Annotated in this window: 15 protein-coding genes and 1 pseudogene; 8 read left to right on the forward strand and 8 right to left on the reverse strand. The window is 67.6% G+C overall.

All coding sequences use genetic code 11. The features are described 5' to 3' along the window. Positions 1-12: 12 nt before the first annotated feature. From FFS56_RS16285 to FFS56_RS16305, 5 genes are all read right to left on the reverse strand, one after another. Positions 13-1,299: an ABC transporter permease gene (locus FFS56_RS16285; protein ID WP_046748943.1), complete on the reverse strand. Its 1,287-nt coding sequence runs from the start codon at positions 1,297-1,299 to the stop codon at positions 13-15. Next, complete coding sequence (locus FFS56_RS16290) at positions 1,296-2,615, reverse strand: ABC transporter permease (protein ID WP_046748942.1); 1,320 nt, start codon at positions 2,613-2,615, stop codon at positions 1,296-1,298. Before FFS56_RS16290 ends, FFS56_RS16285 begins: the two co-directional genes overlap by 4 nt. Then, a complete protein-coding gene (locus FFS56_RS16295; protein ID WP_046748941.1) occupies positions 2,612-4,126 on the reverse strand; it encodes an ABC transporter ATP-binding protein in 1,515 nt (504 codons plus the stop codon). Before FFS56_RS16295 ends, FFS56_RS16290 begins: the two co-directional genes overlap by 4 nt. Before the next feature lie 131 nt (positions 4,127-4,257). Beyond that, entirely contained in the window at positions 4,258-5,379 is a 1,122-nt protein-coding gene (locus FFS56_RS16300; RefSeq protein ID WP_058631796.1) for a BMP family ABC transporter substrate-binding protein, read from the reverse strand. Between the two features lie 160 nt (positions 5,380-5,539). Continuing rightward, a complete protein-coding gene (locus FFS56_RS16305) occupies positions 5,540-6,655 on the reverse strand; it encodes a mannose-1-phosphate guanylyltransferase (protein WP_127011952.1) in 1,116 nt (371 codons plus the stop codon). Positions 6,656-6,806: 151 nt separating this feature from the next. Here FFS56_RS16305 and sdhC point away from each other — a divergent pair, with 151 nt between their 5' ends. From sdhC to FFS56_RS16335, 6 genes are all read left to right on the forward strand, one after another. Continuing rightward, complete coding sequence (gene sdhC / locus FFS56_RS16310) at positions 6,807-7,241, forward strand: succinate dehydrogenase, cytochrome b556 subunit (protein ID WP_072591539.1); 435 nt, start codon at positions 6,807-6,809, stop codon at positions 7,239-7,241. After that, positions 7,241-7,690, forward strand: coding sequence for a succinate dehydrogenase hydrophobic membrane anchor subunit (locus FFS56_RS16315; protein WP_046748938.1), 450 nt, complete (start codon positions 7,241-7,243; stop codon positions 7,688-7,690). Before sdhC ends, FFS56_RS16315 begins: the two co-directional genes overlap by 1 nt. 17 nt (positions 7,691-7,707) lie before the next feature. Then, complete coding sequence (gene sdhA / locus FFS56_RS16320) at positions 7,708-9,534, forward strand: succinate dehydrogenase flavoprotein subunit (RefSeq protein ID WP_046748937.1); 1,827 nt, start codon at positions 7,708-7,710, stop codon at positions 9,532-9,534. Positions 9,535-9,536: 2 nt separating this feature from the next. Beyond that, positions 9,537-10,304, forward strand: a complete 768-nt coding sequence (locus FFS56_RS16325) for a succinate dehydrogenase iron-sulfur subunit (RefSeq protein ID WP_058631793.1) — start codon at positions 9,537-9,539, stop codon at positions 10,302-10,304. Between the two features lie 151 nt (positions 10,305-10,455). Next, positions 10,456-11,664, forward strand: a complete 1,209-nt coding sequence (locus FFS56_RS16330) for a YihY/virulence factor BrkB family protein (protein WP_127011951.1) — start codon at positions 10,456-10,458, stop codon at positions 11,662-11,664. Between the two features lie 10 nt (positions 11,665-11,674). After that, positions 11,675-12,514, forward strand: coding sequence for an exodeoxyribonuclease III (locus FFS56_RS16335; protein WP_171011032.1), 840 nt, complete (start codon positions 11,675-11,677; stop codon positions 12,512-12,514). Here the strand turns inward: FFS56_RS16335 and FFS56_RS16340 are convergent. From FFS56_RS16340 to FFS56_RS16350, 3 genes are read right to left on the reverse strand one after another with little or no spacing between them, the layout of a single operon-like run. Next, a complete protein-coding gene (locus tag FFS56_RS16340; protein WP_046748933.1) occupies positions 12,508-13,191 on the reverse strand; it encodes a DUF4166 domain-containing protein in 684 nt (227 codons plus the stop codon). The two genes, FFS56_RS16335 and FFS56_RS16340, sit on opposite strands and share 7 nt — an antisense overlap. Next, positions 13,188-13,871, reverse strand: a complete 684-nt coding sequence (locus FFS56_RS16345) for a DUF4166 domain-containing protein (protein ID WP_046748932.1) — start codon at positions 13,869-13,871, stop codon at positions 13,188-13,190. Before FFS56_RS16345 ends, FFS56_RS16340 begins: the two co-directional genes overlap by 4 nt. Next, positions 13,868-14,512 (reverse strand): hypothetical protein, encoded by a 645-nt coding sequence (locus FFS56_RS16350; protein ID WP_082108703.1) that lies wholly within the window; start codon positions 14,510-14,512, stop codon positions 13,868-13,870. Before FFS56_RS16350 ends, FFS56_RS16345 begins: the two co-directional genes overlap by 4 nt. A 45-nt stretch (positions 14,513-14,557) precedes the next feature. On the opposite strand from FFS56_RS16350, the gene trpS reads away from it, so the two are divergent. Together trpS and FFS56_RS20705 are read left to right on the forward strand one after the other, a co-directional pair. After that, a complete protein-coding gene (gene trpS / locus FFS56_RS16355; protein WP_082108702.1) occupies positions 14,558-15,562 on the forward strand; it encodes a tryptophan--tRNA ligase in 1,005 nt (334 codons plus the stop codon). A 22-nt stretch (positions 15,563-15,584) separates the two neighbouring features. Then, a pseudogene (locus tag FFS56_RS20705) lies at positions 15,585-15,821 on the forward strand (hypothetical protein); the annotation flags it as partial.

Genomic DNA, 15,821 nt, shown 5'->3' on the forward strand with positions numbered 1-15,821 from the left:
TTCCCGGCAGGGCTACGACTTGATGTAGGGCTTGCCGTCGGCGGCAGGCGCCTTGATCTGGCCGGCGAACCCGGCGACCGCGAGCAGCGTCACGACGTACGGCAGCATCAGCATGAACTCGCCGGGGATCGGCGTCTTCAGGATCGACAGCAGGTTCTGCAGGTTGGTGGCGAAGCCGAACAGCAGGGCGGCGAGGGTCGCACGGATCGGATCCCAGCGACCGAAGATCACCGCGGCGAGGGCGATGAAGCCGAGTCCCGCCGTCATGTCCTTGCCGAACTGCGGTACCGAGACGAGTGTGAAGTACGCGCCACCCATGCCCGCGATCGCGCCGGCCAGCAGCACGTTCCAGAATCGCGTCGGGTTGACCTTGATGCCCACCGTGTCGGCCGCCTGCGGGTGCTCGCCGACGGCACGCAGCCGCAGACCCCAGCGCGTGCGGTACAGGCCCCATGCCACCACCGCGACGGTGATGAACATCAGGTACCCGATGAACGTCTGGTTGAAGAGCACGGGGCCGATGATGGGGATGTCGCTGAGCAGCGGGATCTCGAAGCGCGGGAACCGCACCGGGGCGTTCAGCGTCGCCTCGTTCGGGGCCAGCAGGGCGCCGTAGAGGAACCCGGTTAGGCCGGTGACGAGCACGTTGAGCACGACACCGACGATGACCTGCTCGACGAGGTACTTGATCGCGAACGCGGCGAGGACGCTCGCCACGAGGACGCCGCCGATCATCGCGCCGACAAGGCCGACGAACGGGTTGCCGGTGATGCTGGAGAGCAGCGCGGCGGAGAAGGCGCCCAGCAGCAGCTGGCCCTCGATCGCGACGTTGACCACACCGGCACGCTCGCCGATGACACCACCCAGCGCGCCGAACACCAGCGGCACCGAGAGCGACACCGCGCCGAACAGCAGGCTGGTGACGGGGACGAGCCCGCCTGCCGCAGCCCAGACCAGGAAGGCGAACACGGCGAGCACGCCGTAGGCCACCACGAGCCACAGCGACGGCTTGCGATAGGTCCAGGCGCGGAGGAACGCTCCGACGGTCAGGACCACCAGGATGCCGAAGACGACCCAGAAGGTCGAGGCGGTCGGCAGGGCGACGTCGGGCAGGGCGAGTGCCGACGACTGGTCGGAGAGCCGGAACGTGCTGATGCCGTCGCGCGGCACGAGCAGGAACAACAGCGCGAGGAGCACGGTGGCTCCGGCGAGCACGATCGGCGCCTTGAGGTGCCGCTCCTTCACGGTCGCGAGCTGCACGGTGCCGTCCGCGGCCTGGGTCTGCACGAGGGACATCATGCCGCCACCGCCTTCTTCGCGGCCTTGGCTCTGAGCCTCGCCGCCTTCTCGATGTCGGTCTTCGGGAGGAAGAACACCGTGCGCAGCAGCGGCGGTGCGGCGATGAAGAGCACCACGAGCGACTGCACGACGAGCACGATGTCGACCGGGATGTTCTGCGCCTGCATCGAGAACGAACCCGCCTTGAGCGCACCGAACAGGATGCCGGCCGCGAACGTGCCCCAGGCGCGGCTGCGTCCGAGGAGCGCGACCGTGATCGCGTCGAAGCCGATGCCGGCGTCGATGGTCTCCGTCACACCCGTGGTGACGGCGCCCTGGATCTGGTTCATGCCGGCGAGGCCGGCCAGACCGCCGGCGAAGAGCATCGCGTAGACGTAGATGCGCTGCACGCTGATGCCCGCCGCACGAGCCGCATGCGGGTTCTCACCCACTGCGCGCATGCGCATGCCGAGGGACGAGCGCTCGATGAGCCACCACACGAACAGCGTGGCGACGATCACGATCACGAAACCGAGGTCGAGCAGCGGGAACTGCGGACCGAGCAGGGTCGGGAACTGCGCGCTCTCCGGAGTCGCGGAACCCAGGGCCTGGTTGGTCCCCGGCTTCTGGAGGAGTCCGGGGGTGCGGATCATCCACAGCAGCAGGTAGTAGGCGATGTAGTTGAGCATGATCGTGAGGATCACCTCGTGCGCACCGGTGCGCGCCTTGATGAGCCCCGCGATCGCACCCCAGAGTGCACCGCCCGCGATTCCCGCGATGAGCGTGACCGGGATGTGCAGCCAGATCGGCAGGTCGAGCGAGAACGTCAGCAGGGCCGCCACGGCGACACCGATGAGCATCTGGCCGCGGGCACCGATGTTGAACAGACCGACGCGGAACGCGAGTGCGACGCCGAGACCGGCCGCGATGAGCGGTGCCGCGAAGCCGAGCGTGTTCGTCAGGGGACGGATCTGCGCGGCGAAGTCGGCTCCGCGGGCGTTGAAGATCGCCCCGCGGAACAGCGCCTCGTACCCGTTGTACACCGCGTTCCAGGCGGCGACGAAGGTGTCGCCGGGCTGCGCGAAGAAGTAGACGGAGGCCGCCTGCACGTCTTCGTTCGTCAGGGCGATCAGGATGCCGCCGACGATGAGGGCCAGGACGATCGCGAGGATCGTCGTGACGGCACTCCCCCGGAGGATCTCCTTGAGGATCACGTTGCCGCGCGGAGGCGGGGGGACATCGCTGGGGTCGCGCGGAACCGTGCCGGTGCTCGTGGCGAGCTCCTGCGGCGGGATCCCCTTGGTCACGTCTCCTGCGCCGGGTGTCGCTCCGCTCACGCGGCCACCTCCCCTTCGGCCGCTCCGGCCATCATGAGTCCGAGCGTCTCCCGAGGCGTGTCGCCGGGGACGATGCCGACGATCGTGCCGCGGTACATGACCGCGATCCGGTCGGCGAGAGCTGCGACCTCGTCGAGCTCCGTGGAGACGACGATCACCGGCACACCGGCGTCTCGCGTCTCGATGATGCGCTTGTGGATGAACTCGATCGAGCCGACGTCGACACCACGGGTGGGCTGTGCCGCGACGAGAAGACGAAGCTCTCGGCTCATCTCCCTGGCGATCACGACCTTCTGCTGGTTTCCGCCGGACAGCGTGCCCGCCGGCGTCTCCGGCCCCTGGGTACGGATGTCGTACTCCTTGATGCGCGCGCGGGCGAACTCGTCGAGCACCCCGCGGCGCAGGGTCCCGGCCCGACTGAACGCGGGGTCGTCCGAACGATCGAGGATCAGGTTCTCCGCGACCGAGAACCCGGCGACCAGGCCGTCCTCGGTGCGGTCCTCCGGCACGAAGCCGACACCGGCATCGAGGATCGCCCGCACGCTCTTGCCGACCAGCTCGTTGCCATCCAGTTCGATGCTGCCCTCGACGCGGGCGGCGAGACCGACGATCGCCTCGACGAGCTCGGTCTGCCCGTTGCCCTGGACGCCGGCGATCGCGAGCACCTCCCCTGGGCGGACGGCGAAGTCGACACCGTCGACGACGATCGCGCCCGCGGGAGTCAGCACGCGGAGGTTCTTGACCTCGAAACCGCCCTCGCCCAGGCGGGGCGGTTCCTTGTGCACGGTGAGCTCGACGGCTCGTCCCACCATGAGAGAGGCGAGCTCGGCGTTGGTCGCCGTCGGCGAAGCCTCGCCGACGACGCGGCCGAGGCGGACGATGGTGATCTTGTCCGCGACCTCGCGGACCTCACGAAGCTTATGGGTGATGAAGACGATCGCCGTGCCCTCGTCACGCAGCTGACGCATGATGCCCATCAGCTCGTCGGTCTCCTGTGGGGTGAGCACGGCCGTCGGCTCGTCGAACACCAGCACCTTGGCATCGCGGGAGAGCGCCTTGATGATCTCGACACGCTGCTGCACGCCCACGGGGAGGTCGCCGACGAGGGCGTCCGGGTCGATGTCGAAGCCGAAGCGGGCGGCGACCGAGCGCACGTGCTCTCGCGCCTTCGCGATGTCGAGCCTGCCGAGGGCCTTGGTCTGCTCGTGACCGAGCATCACGTTCTCCGCCACCGTGAACACGGGGACGAGCATGAAGTGCTGGTGGACCATGCCGATCCCCGCAGCCATCGCGTCTCCGGGACCGCGGAAGCGCTGCACCTCATCGTTGAGGAGGATCTCGCCCTCGTCGGCCTGGTACAGGCCGTAGAGCACATTCATGAGGGTGGACTTGCCTGCGCCGTTCTCACCGAGCAGCGCATGGATCTCCCCCGGTTCGACAACGAGATCGATGTGATCGTTGGCGACGAGGGTGCCGAAGCGCTTGGTGATGCCGCGAAGTTCGAGCTTCATATCTGCACCTTATCCAGAAGAGTATCCAGAAGATTATCCAGAGGAGTCGTGGACGGATTCGTCGTCCGCCCACGGCACGGGGCGAGTGGCGTACTGCTCACCACTCGCCCCGTGCGGGAACTGCGACGGATCTACTTGGCCGTCGGGGAGTTCGGGGACTCCACCTTGATGTCACCCGAGACGATCTGCTCCTGCAGGGTCTTGAGCTCGTCCATCAGGCCGTCGGGAAGCTGCGACTCGAAGTCGCCGAAGCCGGAGAGCTTCACGCCCTCGTTCTCGAGCGTGCCCACGTAGGGAGCCGGGTCGAACTCGCCCTTCGCAGCGGCGAGGGTCGCGTCCTTCACAGCCACGTCGATCGCCTTCATGATCGAGACGAGCGTGATGTCGGCGACCTGCGGGTCGGCGACGGCGAGGTCGCTGTCGACACCGAGCATCAGGGTGTCCTTGCCGCTGTCCGCGATCGCGGCCGCGGCACTCTGGTACACGGGACCGCCGACCGGGAGGATCACGTCGACGCCCTGGTCGAGCACGCCCTGCGCGGTCTGCTTGGCGGTGTCGTTCGCGTCGAAGCCACCGGTGAAGGAGCCCTTCTGCGTGGCCTCGTCCCAACCGAAGACCTCGACCGCGGCCGACTTGTCCTCGTTGTACTTCTCGACACCGAGCTGGTAGCCGTCCATGAACACGGCGACCGACGGGATCTGCATTCCACCGAAGGTGCCGACCTTGTTGACACCGCTCTGCGCGGACCAGGCCGCAGCGGCGTAGCCACCGAGGTAGGCGGCCTGAGCCGTGTCGAAGACCAGCGGCTTGATGTTCGGAGCGTCGACGTTGCCGTCGAAGTCGTTGTCGGCCCAGTCGTCGATGATCGCGTAGTCGATCTCGGGGTTCGCGAGCGCGGACTCGACCGTGGCGGCCGACAGCTTGAAGCCGACGGAGACGATCAGCGAGCAGCCCTCGGAGACGGCGGTCTCCAGGTTCGGCGCGTAGTCGTTGTCATTGGCCGACTCGAACTCGAGCGGCTTGATGTCCAGCTCCTCGGCGGCGCTGTCCATGCCCTCCTTGGCGGACTGGTTGAACGACTTGTCGTTCCAGCCGCCGGCGTCGGAGACGAGGCAGGGCAGGAAGTCGGAGGCAACCGGCTCGCCGGAGCCGGCGGGCTTGTCGGTCGGTGCCTGGCCGCAACCGGCGAGTGCGAAGACGACGCCAGCGGCGACGGTGACGCCGAGCAGCTTCTTGGTGGTGGAGATGGTCAACTGATGCCTCCCTCAACGAAACCGCGGCCATCGCGGATCGATCAAAGTTACCTAGTGTTTCGGTATTTGTGCACGCCGGCGCCGCACGTGCTGGCCAATGGTTACCAAGCTGAAATCAAGACAGCCGATGAGCGTGAGCACCTGCTCATCGGAGCACGTGTCAGAGCACGTCACCGCGTCCCGTGAGCTTGAGCGACTCGACGACGCCCTTGACCCGCTGCGCGTGCTGCACCGTGGTGACGAGCAGGGCGTCAGGGGTGTCGACCACGACGATGTCCTGCACCCCGACCAGGCTGATGACGCGTGTCGTCTGACTGACCAGGATCCCGCTCGCGCCGTCGGTGAGCACGCGTGCATTCGGGCCGAGCACCGCGAGATCGTTCTTGCGGCCATTGGTGATGAGCTTGGTGAGCGACGCGAAATCGCCCACATCGTCCCAGTCGAAGTGACCGGGGACGACGGCGAGACGTCCGCGCCGCGCGGCGGGCTCGGCGACTGCGTAGTCGATGGCGATCTTCTTCAGACGCGGCCAGATCCGGTCGACAGCCGGCCCTCGACGTTCGCGGTCGTCCCAGGCCTCGGCGAGCTCGAGCAGGCCGGCGTGCAGCTCCGGTTCGTTCGCGGCGAGCTCGTCCAGCAGCACACTGGCCTTGGCGATGAACATGCCCGCGTTCCAGAGGTAGCCGCGGTCGGCTATGTACTCCTTCGCCGTCTCGAGGTCGGGCTTCTCGACGAAGTTCGCCACGAGAGCGGCCTCGCGCGCGCCGTCGACCACGAGTTCCGGCCCCATTTTGATGTAGCCGAACCCGATCGCCGGCTCGGTCGGGGTGATGCCGATCGTGCAGATGTAGCCCTCCCGCGCGACCTCGACGGCGTCGCGGACCGCGAATTCGAACACGCGCGTCCCCCGGATCACGTGGTCAGCGCTGAACGAGCCGATGATGACGTCGGGATTCCGGCGATGCAGGATCGCCGCGGCGAGTCCGATCGCAGCCGCGGACTCACGCGGCTCCGACTCCAGGAAGACGTTCAGATCGGGGATCCCCGGCAGCTCCGCCTCGACGGCGGCTCGATGGGCGCGCCCGGTGACCACCGCGATCCGCTCCTCCCCCGCGAGCGGGATGAGCCGATCCCAGGTGTCACGCAGCAGCGAATGCCCCGAGCCGGTCAGGTCGTGCAGGAACTTCGGCGCATCGGCCCGGGACAGCGGCCAGAGCCTGCTGCCGATACCGCCGGCCGGAATCACTGCGTAGAAATCCTCGATGGGTGCACTCACCCTGCCCAGGGTAGCCGCACGGAACATCTCGACATCGAGACACTTAGGCTCCCCTTCGTCGCTCCCAGTGATCTGACAGGAATAGGATGGACACCGATCGGGCGTGCCTGAGCGCACGCGACCGGTTCACATCGATCCAGGGAGGACGACCGTGTCCACAAGCGCCCGCTTGACACCGTCGATTTCGGAAACCACGTCAAAGACCCCCCGCGGCACCCTCTATCGGGGTCGCGAAGGCATGTGGTCGTGGGTGCTTCACCGCATCACCGGAGTCGCCATCTTCTTCTTCCTGTTGGTGCACGTGCTCGACACGGCGCTGATCAGGGTGTCGCCGGAGGCGTACAACGCCGTCATCGGCACGTACAAGAACCCCATCATGGCCCTCGGCGAGGTCGTGCTCGTGGCCGGCATCGTGTTCCACGCGATGAACGGTCTGCGCATCATCGCCGTCGACTTCTGGTCGAAGGGCGCCAAGTACCAGCGTCAGCTGTTCTGGGGCGTCCTGCTGGTGTGGGGCATCATCATGGCCGGCTTCGTGCCCCGCCACCTGATGCTCGCGTTCGCCGGATTCGGAGGGGGACACTGATGTCCGCACAGACCGTCGCCGCCGCTCCGGCCCGCCGTCGCCGCGGGGTCAACCTCGAGAAGTGGGGCTGGATCTTCATGCGCGTCTCGGGCGTCGTGCTCGTCGTGCTGATCTTCGGCCACCTGTTCGTCAACCTCATGGTCGGCGAAGGCATCCACGCACTGGACTTCGCGTTCATCGCGGGCAAGTTCGCCACGCCGTTCTGGCAGTGGTGGGACGTGCTCATGCTGTGGCTCGCCCTCATCCACGGCGCCAACGGCATGCGCACGATCGTCAACGACTACGTGACGAACAGCACGGCGCGCAAGTCGCTGGTCTGGGCGCTCGGGCTGGCCGCCGGCCTGCTCATCATCCTCGGCACGCTCGTGGTCTTCACGTTCGACCCGTGCCTGGGTGTGACCGAGGACAGCGTCCTCTGGTCCGAATGCGCCGCGATCGTCGGGAACTAGAAGAAGGCATACGAGAAGTGACTACCGAGACGCAGGATTCCGTCGTCCGAGACGGCGTGCACTACCACCAGTTCGACATCGTGATCGTGGGAGCCGGTGGGGCGGGCATGCGCGCCGCCATCGAGGCCGGCCCCGGCGCGAAGACCGCCGTGATCTCCAAGCTCTACCCGACGCGATCGCACACCGGTGCGGCGCAGGGCGGCATGGCGGCGGCCCTCGCGAACGTCGAGGAGGACTCCTGGGAGTGGCACACCTTCGACACCGTCAAGGGCGGCGACTACCTCGTCGACCAGGACGCAGCCGAGATCCTCGCGAAGGAGGCCATCGACGCGGTCATCGACCTCGAGAACATGGGCCTCCCCTTCAACCGCACCCCCGAGGGCAAGATCGACCAGCGCCGTTTCGGCGGTCACACGGCCGAGCACGGCAAGACCCCGGTCCGCCGCGCGTGCTACGCCGCCGACCGCACCGGCCACATGATCCTGCAGACGCTGTTCCAGAACTGCGTGAAGCTCGGCATCAACTTCTTCAACGAGTTCTACGTGCTCGACCTCCTCACGGTGAAGGACGCCGACGGCAAGACGCAGGTCTCCGGTGTCGTCGCCTACGACCTCGCCACGGGCGAGCTGCACGTCTTCCAGGCCAAGGCCGTGATCTTCGCGACCGGCGGCTTCGGCAAGATCTTCAAGACCACCTCGAACGCGCACACCCTCACGGGCGACGGCGTCGGCATCGTATGGCGCAAGGGCCTCCCGCTCGAGGACCTGGAGTTCTTCCAGTTCCATCCGACCGGCCTCGCCGGACTCGGCATCCTCCTCACCGAGGGAGCGCGAGGAGAAGGCGCCATCCTCCGCAACGCCTCGGGCGAGCGCTTCATGGAGCGCTACGCCCCGACGATCAAGGACCTCGCCCCACGTGACATCGTCGCGCGCTGCATGGTCCAGGAGGTCGCGGAGGGCCGCGGCGCCGGTCCCCACAAGGACTACGTGCTGCTGGACTGCACGCACCTCGGTGCCGAGGTGCTCGAGACCAAGCTGCCGGACATCACCGAGTTCGCCCGCACCTACCTGGGCGTCGACCCCGTCGTCGAGCCGGTCCCCGTGATGCCGACCGCGCACTACGCGATGGGCGGCATCCCGACGAACAACGACGCCGAAGTACTCGCCGACAACGACACCGTCGTTCCCGGCCTGTACGCCGCCGGCGAATGTGCCTGCGTCTCGGTGCACGGCGCCAACCGCCTCGGCACCAACTCGCTGCTCGACATCAATGTGTTCGGCAAGCGCGCTGGTCGCAAGGCCGTCGAGTATGTGAAGACCGCCGAGTTCGTGCCGCTGCCGGAGGACCCGGCCGGTTTCGTGTCCGGCATGATCGAGGGTCTGCGCAACAACCAGGGCACCGAACGCATCGCGGTGCTGCGCAAGACGCTGCAGGACGAGATGGACAAGGGCGCGCAGGTGTTCCGCACGCACGAGTCGCTCGAGCACGTGCTCGGCGTCATCAAGGAACTGCGCGATCGCTACCTCAACGTCCACGTCGACGACAAGGGCAAGCGGTTCAACACCGATCTGCTCGAGGCCGTCGAGCTGGGCTTCCTGCTCGACATCGCCGAGGTCGTGGTCTACGCCGCGCAGAACCGCCAGGAGAGCCGCGGCGGACACATGCGCGACGACTTCCCGACGCGCGACGACGAGAAGTACATGAAGCACACCATGGCCTACCTGACCGGCGACCCGCACTCGTCCACGCCGAGCGATCACATCAAGCTCGACTGGAAGCCCGTCGTCTTCACGAAGAACGAGCAGGGCGAGTTCAACTACCCGCCGATGGAGAGGAAGTACTGAGCATGTCGACCGCCATCGCAGAGGCACCTGCCGACACCACCGAAGAGACCGGCATCCAGTCCTTCATCGTCACCTTCAACATCCGCCGGTTCAACCCCGAGGTCGACTCCGAGCCGCACTGGGTCGACTACGACGTGGAGCTCTACTCCACCGACCGCGTGCTGGACGCCCTGCACAAGATCAAGTGGGAGGTCGACGGCTCGCTGACCTTCCGCCGCTCCTGTGCCCACGGCATCTGCGGCTCCGACGCCATGCGCATCAACGGACGCAACCGTCTGGCCTGCAAGACGCTGATCAAGGACCTCGACATCTCGAAGCCGATCTACGTCGAGGCCATCAAGGGTCTGCCGCTGGAGAAGGACCTCGTCGTCGACATGGAGCCGTTCTTCGCCTCGTACCGCGAGGTGCAGCCGTTCCTCGTCGCGAACTCCGTTCCGGAGAAGGGCAAGGAGCGCACGCAGTCCATCGCCGACCGCGAGATCTTCGACGACACCACCAAGTGCATCCTGTGCGCCGCGTGCACCTCGTCGTGCCCCGTGTTCTGGACCGACGGGCAGTACTTCGGCCCGGCGGCGATCGTCAACGCACACCGCTTCATCTTCGACTCGCGCGACGACAACGCCGCCGTGCGTCTCGACATCCTCAACGACAAGGAAGGCGTCTGGCGCTGCCGCACGACCTTCAACTGCTCCGAGGCGTGCCCCCGCGGCATCGAGGTCACCAAGGCCATCGCCGAGGTCAAGCAGGCTGTCCTGCGCGGCCGCCCCTGACCGGGCTTCGCCCGCACGAGCCGTATCAGGCGATCACGCGAGGACAGGCGGTTCCGTTCCGGAGCCGCCTGTTCTCGCGTTTCTGCCTGAGACGGCGCATGTGGAGATGGCGGAGGCGGGGATGAACACGACGCTTGGATAAGGTGGGACCGTGGCTGATCCCGATGGCTCCACGACCGAGTCTGGTCGTCTCGATGCCGCTGTCGAACGCGCCTCAGCGCTCACGCAGCGCACTCTCGGGCTGTTCCCCGTTCGCGTGTGGCGGCACTTCCTCCAGCACAACGGGTTCCTCCTCGCCGCGGGCGTGAGCTACCAGGCGCTGTTCGCGATCTTCGCGGCCATCTACCTCGCCTTCGCGATCGCCGGTCTCTGGCTCGGTGGCAGTGAAGACGCGGTGAACGGTCTGATCGCGATGATCAACAGCTACATACCGAACCTCATCCAGCCCGAGGGCGGGGTGATCACACCGGAGCAGGTGCAGGAGATCGCCTCGAGCACGACCGGTGTGCTGAGCATCACCGGTCTGATCGCCCTGGGCACCGTGATCTGGACGGCGATCGGCTGGGTCACCTTCTCGCGGCGCGCGACCAGAGACATCTTCGGCCTGCCGCCCGATCGCCGCAGCTACGTGATCCTGAAGGCGCGCGACCTCCTCGCCGCGGTGATCTTCGGAGCCTCGCTGGTGGCCGGATCGATCCTCAGCTCCGCGAGCGCCGCCGTCCTGAGCTGGCTCCTCGGCCTCCTGGGCTGGGACTCCGGTTCCAACGGTGTCATCCTGATCCGCGTCGGCGCGGTCATCGTGTCGTTCGCGCTGATGTCGGGCGCGCTGGCGGCCATGGTCCGCTTCCTCACCGGCACCTCCCTGCACTGGGGGACGATCTGGCCCGGCGCTCTCCTGGGCGGTGGAGCGATGACGATCCTGCAGTTCGGTGCCGGCTTCCTCCTCAGCTACACGCCCTCCAACCCGCTGCTCGCCACGTTCGCCATCTTCATCGGTCTCCTGCTCTGGTTCCGCATCAACGGCGTGGTCATGCTGGTCGCCTCGTCCTGGATCGCGGTCGCCGCACAGGATCGCGATCAGCCCCTCCTGGAGCAGACCGAAGCGGAACGCCGCGTGGCCGAGTACCAGACCCTCCTGACCGCCGCCCGCATCCGCGTACGTGACGCCCGTGCGACCCGACTCGACGCGCCCTGGTATCGGGCATGGGCCGCGGGACGGGCATTGCGCGATGCGGAGGATGAACTTCACGACCTCGAGGCCTCCCCTCCCCCGGCGGCGGACATGAGCACACCGCTCGCGCGACGCCTGCTGGCCGAGTTGAACCACCGCTCCGGACGGGATGTCGGCGACCCTCGTTAGGCTGGGCACCATGCCTCATCTGCGTATCGCCTCGGTCAATGTCAACGGAATCCGAGCGGCGGCTCGCAACGGGATGAGCTCCTGGTTGGACGAGGCGGGCGTCGACATCCTCACGCTCCAGGAGGTCCGCGGCCAGGATGAGCATCTGGAGGCCGCGCTTCCCGGGTGGTCGTTCGTGCACGACGAGGCCACCGCGAAGGGACGGGCAGGCGTCGCCATCGCCAGCCGCACGCCCGCGCTCGCCTCGCGCACCGATTTCGGCCCCGACGACTTCGACTCCAAGGGCCGCTGGATCGAGGCCGACTACCTGATCGGCGACCGCCCCCTCACCGTCGTGAGCGCGTACGTGCACTCCGGAGAGGCCGACACTCCGAAGCAGGATGAGAAGTGGAAGTTCCTCGACGCCTTCGGCACCCGTCTCGGCGAACTCAACACCGAAGGTGCGCTGGCGCTCGTCACCGGTGACCTCAACGTCGGCCACCGTGAGCTCGACATCAAGAACTGGCGCGGCAATCGCAAGAAGGCGGGCTTCCTGCCCCGCGAGCGCGCCTACTTCGACCGGTTCCTCGGGGAGGCGGGTACAGAGGTATCGGGTGTCGACGGCACCGTCGGCACCGGCCTCGGCTGGATCGACGTCGGCCGGGCATTCCATGGGGAGGTCGAGGGCCCCTACACCTGGTGGTCGATGCGTGGGCAGGCGTTCGACAACGATTCCGGGTGGCGCATCGACTACCACTTTGCGACGCCCGCTCTTGCCGAGCGCGTGGAGAGCTATCACGTCGCGCGCGCCGCGGCCTACGATCAGCGCTGGAGCGACCACGCGCCGGTGGTCGTCGACTACCGCTACTGATCGGAGCCGGCCACGCCGTCGCCATCCGTGACGGCGTGGCCGTTGCGGGGCGCGTAGCGGTACCAGCCGCGATACTCCAGCACTGTTCCCGCCAGGGGGCTCACTGCCCGCATGTCGATCGTGCGACGACCGTGGACCTCGTCCCAGCCGTCGACGAGATCGACGTCGACGCGAAGAGGTCCACGCAGTGGGATGCGCAACCGCCCGAACCGCAGGCGGACGGCACGAGTGCGCATCCGTAGCGCGCCGTCCGACGTCACCGAACAATGCTCGAGCATCTCGACCCGGCCTCGATCGCCCAGTGCGTTCTGGACCAGCCCAGGATGCCCCGTCGCGAAGAGCCGATCCCTGACATACTGCGTCGCACCGGGGAAGCGGAACTCGCGGACGGTGGCGAGCACGGCCCGGCCCGAGGATGTGCGTGCCGATGCGGTCTCGATCCGGAACGGCACATGCCTCGCGAGCCGGGTGACGAGCAGCCCGGGCCCGACGACGGGGCGAGCGAGAACGGAGAGCCGGCCGAACCTGCTGCCGGCGACGGTGAACACGCCGTCGGCGCTGTCGAGGTCCGGTCGCCCCGGATCCGCGTGGACACGCATCTGCGCGAGGATCTCGGGGTGGAGCCGCTCGGCTTCCTCGCCCAGCGCCTCCAGGAAGGCCGCACCGCGCGCGGTCACTCCCTCACCTCCTCGCGGTAGGGCTTCACGGTCGCCGGTGCCGGCCCCTCGACGAACTCGCACGTGAAGGCGCCTCGGTAGCCGAACAGGAACCCGAAGACGTCGTTGTGGATCTCCAGGTCGATGAGGTACCGCTCCTGCTCATCGTCGTAGCGCTCGACGAGTCTGGCGCGACCGCTGAACAGCATCGGGAACCGGAAGGCGAACCGCCCCTCGTAGAAGCGCTGTGCACCCGAGGTGAGCAGGAGTGCGCCGTCGTCGGTCACCTCCAGGTCGAGGTCGACGGCGAGGTGCTGATGGGTGCCCAGGTAGTCGACGACCCTCCGACGGGCGTCGCTGTAGATCATGGTCGCGTCGAACCGGCGGCGTCGCCCCGGCCGCACATCCATGGTCCGCACGAAGGTCACGGTCTCGCGCCCGAAGTCGTCGATATACGCGTGGTTGTCGATACGGAACGGCACCTCGCTCCCGCGCTCGGGGAACAGGATGTTGCGGAAGGTGCCGACCAGCAGGAAAGGCAACGTCCACCACGGTCCGCGACGCACCTCTGACATCACGCCGCGTCCGATGCAGCCGTATCCCGCATCCACCCCGACCCCGAATCGTCGCTGCAGCTGGGGGTGGAGCCGGGCGAAATCGTCTCCCAGCGCACGCTCGAAGATCCCCCGCCCCGCGCTCATCCGATGGCCTCGAGCGACTCGGGCGCGTCCTGCATGATGGTGCGTCCGCCATGTCGGGGCGGGCGCGAGAGGCAATTGCGGGCACGGGGACGTCGGCCTCGGCGCAACGACCTCCATCCACTCGTCTGCTCGGGCGGGATCCCCGCCTCGGCCCACAGCCGGAGACGGTCGAAGCTCCTCGCGGTCAGCCACCAGACGAAGCGTCGGGTGATGAGCGGATCGAGCGCTCGTCCGATCCAGCCCCATCCTGGGGCGTAGTCGTATCCCGTGAGGAACCGCACGCCGTCCTCTGTCGGCACGTACCGCCAGTATCCGCGCCCTGTGCCCAGGGGCGAGAACGCGTCTTCGGTATCGAACAGCAACGCGGAGGTGCGCTCCCCCGCAGCGCTCTCCTTCGTCGCCAGCGAGATGCCGGTCCCGCGGATGGTGTGCAGCCGGAGATCGAGCTCGTATCGGAACTCCTGTGCTCCGTCCGCCCTGGTGCGCTGCGGCGCGATGTCCGTGAAACGCGCATCCCATCGCACGTGCGAGGTCGGGTCCTGGGTGAGCCGCCACACCTCGTCCAGGGGAGCCCGGATCAGCACCTCGACGTAGAGGGCCCGATCCTTCCGCGACCGTTGACGGGGAGATGCGGAGGCCATGCGCCCATCGTAGGGGCACCGCACGAACCGCATAGGATTGATCCCGTGACGAGACCTCGCCTTTACTCCGGAATGCAGCCCTCCGCCGACTCCCTCCAGATCGGCAACTACATCGGCGCGCTGCTCCAGTGGCGGGACCTGCAGACCTCCTACGACGCCTACTTCTCGGTCGTCGACCTGCACGCGATCACGGTGGCCCAGGACCCGGCAGAGCTCCGCGAGAAGACGCGCCGCACCGCTGCGCAGTACATCGCCGCGGGCATCGAGCCGTCGCTGTCGACCCTGTACGTGCAGTCCCATGTGCGCGCGCATGCCGAGCTGGCGTGGATCCTGAGCACCATCACCGGCTTCGGAGAGGCCGGGCGGATGACGCAGTTCAAGGACAAGTCGTCGCGCTACGGAGCCGACTCGACGAGCGTGGGACTGTTCACGTATCCGGTGCTCATGGCCGCCGACATCCTGCTCTACCAGACCGACGTGGTGCCGGTCGGCGATGACCAGAAGCAGCATGTGGAACTCACGCGCGATCTCGCCGAGCGCTTCAACTCGCGGTTCGGAGAGACCTTCACCGTTCCGATGCCGGTCATCCAGAAGGAGACGGCGCGCATCTACGACCTGCAGAACCCGACGTCCAAGATGTCGAAGTCGGCCGAGAGCGACGCCGGCGTGCTGTGGATGCTCGATGACCCGGCGAAGTCGGCGAAGAAGGTCATGCGCGCGGTGACCGACAACGAGGGCTCGGTGCGCTTCGACCGCGAGAACAAGCCCGGTGTCTCGAACCTGCTGACCATCTACGCGGCGCTGACCGGACGCCAGATCCCGGCGATCGAGGATGAGTACGCCGGTCGTGGCTACGGCGATTTCAAGAAGGGTCTCGCCGAGGTCGTCGTGAACGAGTTCGAGCCGGTGCGCGCGCGCGCTCTGGAGCTGCTCGACGACCCCGCGGAGCTCGACCGCATCCTCGCCGAGAACGCCGCACGCGCCGACGCCGTCGCCGACGAGACGCTCTCGAACGTGTACGACCGGGTGGGTCTGCTCCGGCGCGTCTGACGCTCGCCTTAGGATGGGGGTCGTGACCGATCCGCAGCTGCCTCCCCCGTCCGGCGCCGTGCCCTCCGAACCGCCTCTGCCGCCCGCGGTGCCGGCGCCTCCGGCAACGGACTTCCCGGCCGGCGCGTTCCCGCCGCCAGCCGCACCCGCATATCCTCCGGCGGCTCCGACGTATCCTCCCGCAGCTCCCGCGTATCCCCCGGCAGCACCGGCCGGCTACCCCGCGGCCGGTGCTGCCGGGGGATACGCGGGAGCTGCG

It is taken from the genome of Microbacterium sp. Beta (assembly GCF_005502545.1).
Lineage (GTDB): Bacteria > Actinomycetota > Actinomycetes > Actinomycetales > Microbacteriaceae > Microbacterium > Microbacterium oxydans.

Excerpts from the sequence above, each read along its gene's own strand:
- FFS56_RS16285 (WP_046748943.1), bottom strand. The coding sequence starts at position 1,299 with ATGATGTCCCTCGTGCAGACCCAGGCCGCGGACGGCACCGTGCAGCTC.
- FFS56_RS16295 (WP_046748941.1), bottom strand. The coding sequence starts at position 4,126 with ATGAAGCTCGAACTTCGCGGCATCACCAAGCGCTTCGGCACCCTCGTC.
- FFS56_RS16315 (WP_046748938.1), top strand. The coding sequence starts at position 7,241 with ATGTCCGCACAGACCGTCGCCGCCGCTCCGGCCCGCCGTCGCCGCGGG.
- FFS56_RS16325 (WP_058631793.1), top strand. The coding sequence starts at position 9,537 with ATGTCGACCGCCATCGCAGAGGCACCTGCCGACACCACCGAAGAGACC.
- FFS56_RS16335 (WP_171011032.1), top strand. The coding sequence starts at position 11,675 with ATGCCTCATCTGCGTATCGCCTCGGTCAATGTCAACGGAATCCGAGCG.
- FFS56_RS16345 (WP_046748932.1), bottom strand. The coding sequence starts at position 13,871 with ATGAGCGCGGGGCGGGGGATCTTCGAGCGTGCGCTGGGAGACGATTTC.
- FFS56_RS16350 (WP_082108703.1), bottom strand. The coding sequence starts at position 14,512 with ATGGCCTCCGCATCTCCCCGTCAACGGTCGCGGAAGGATCGGGCCCTC.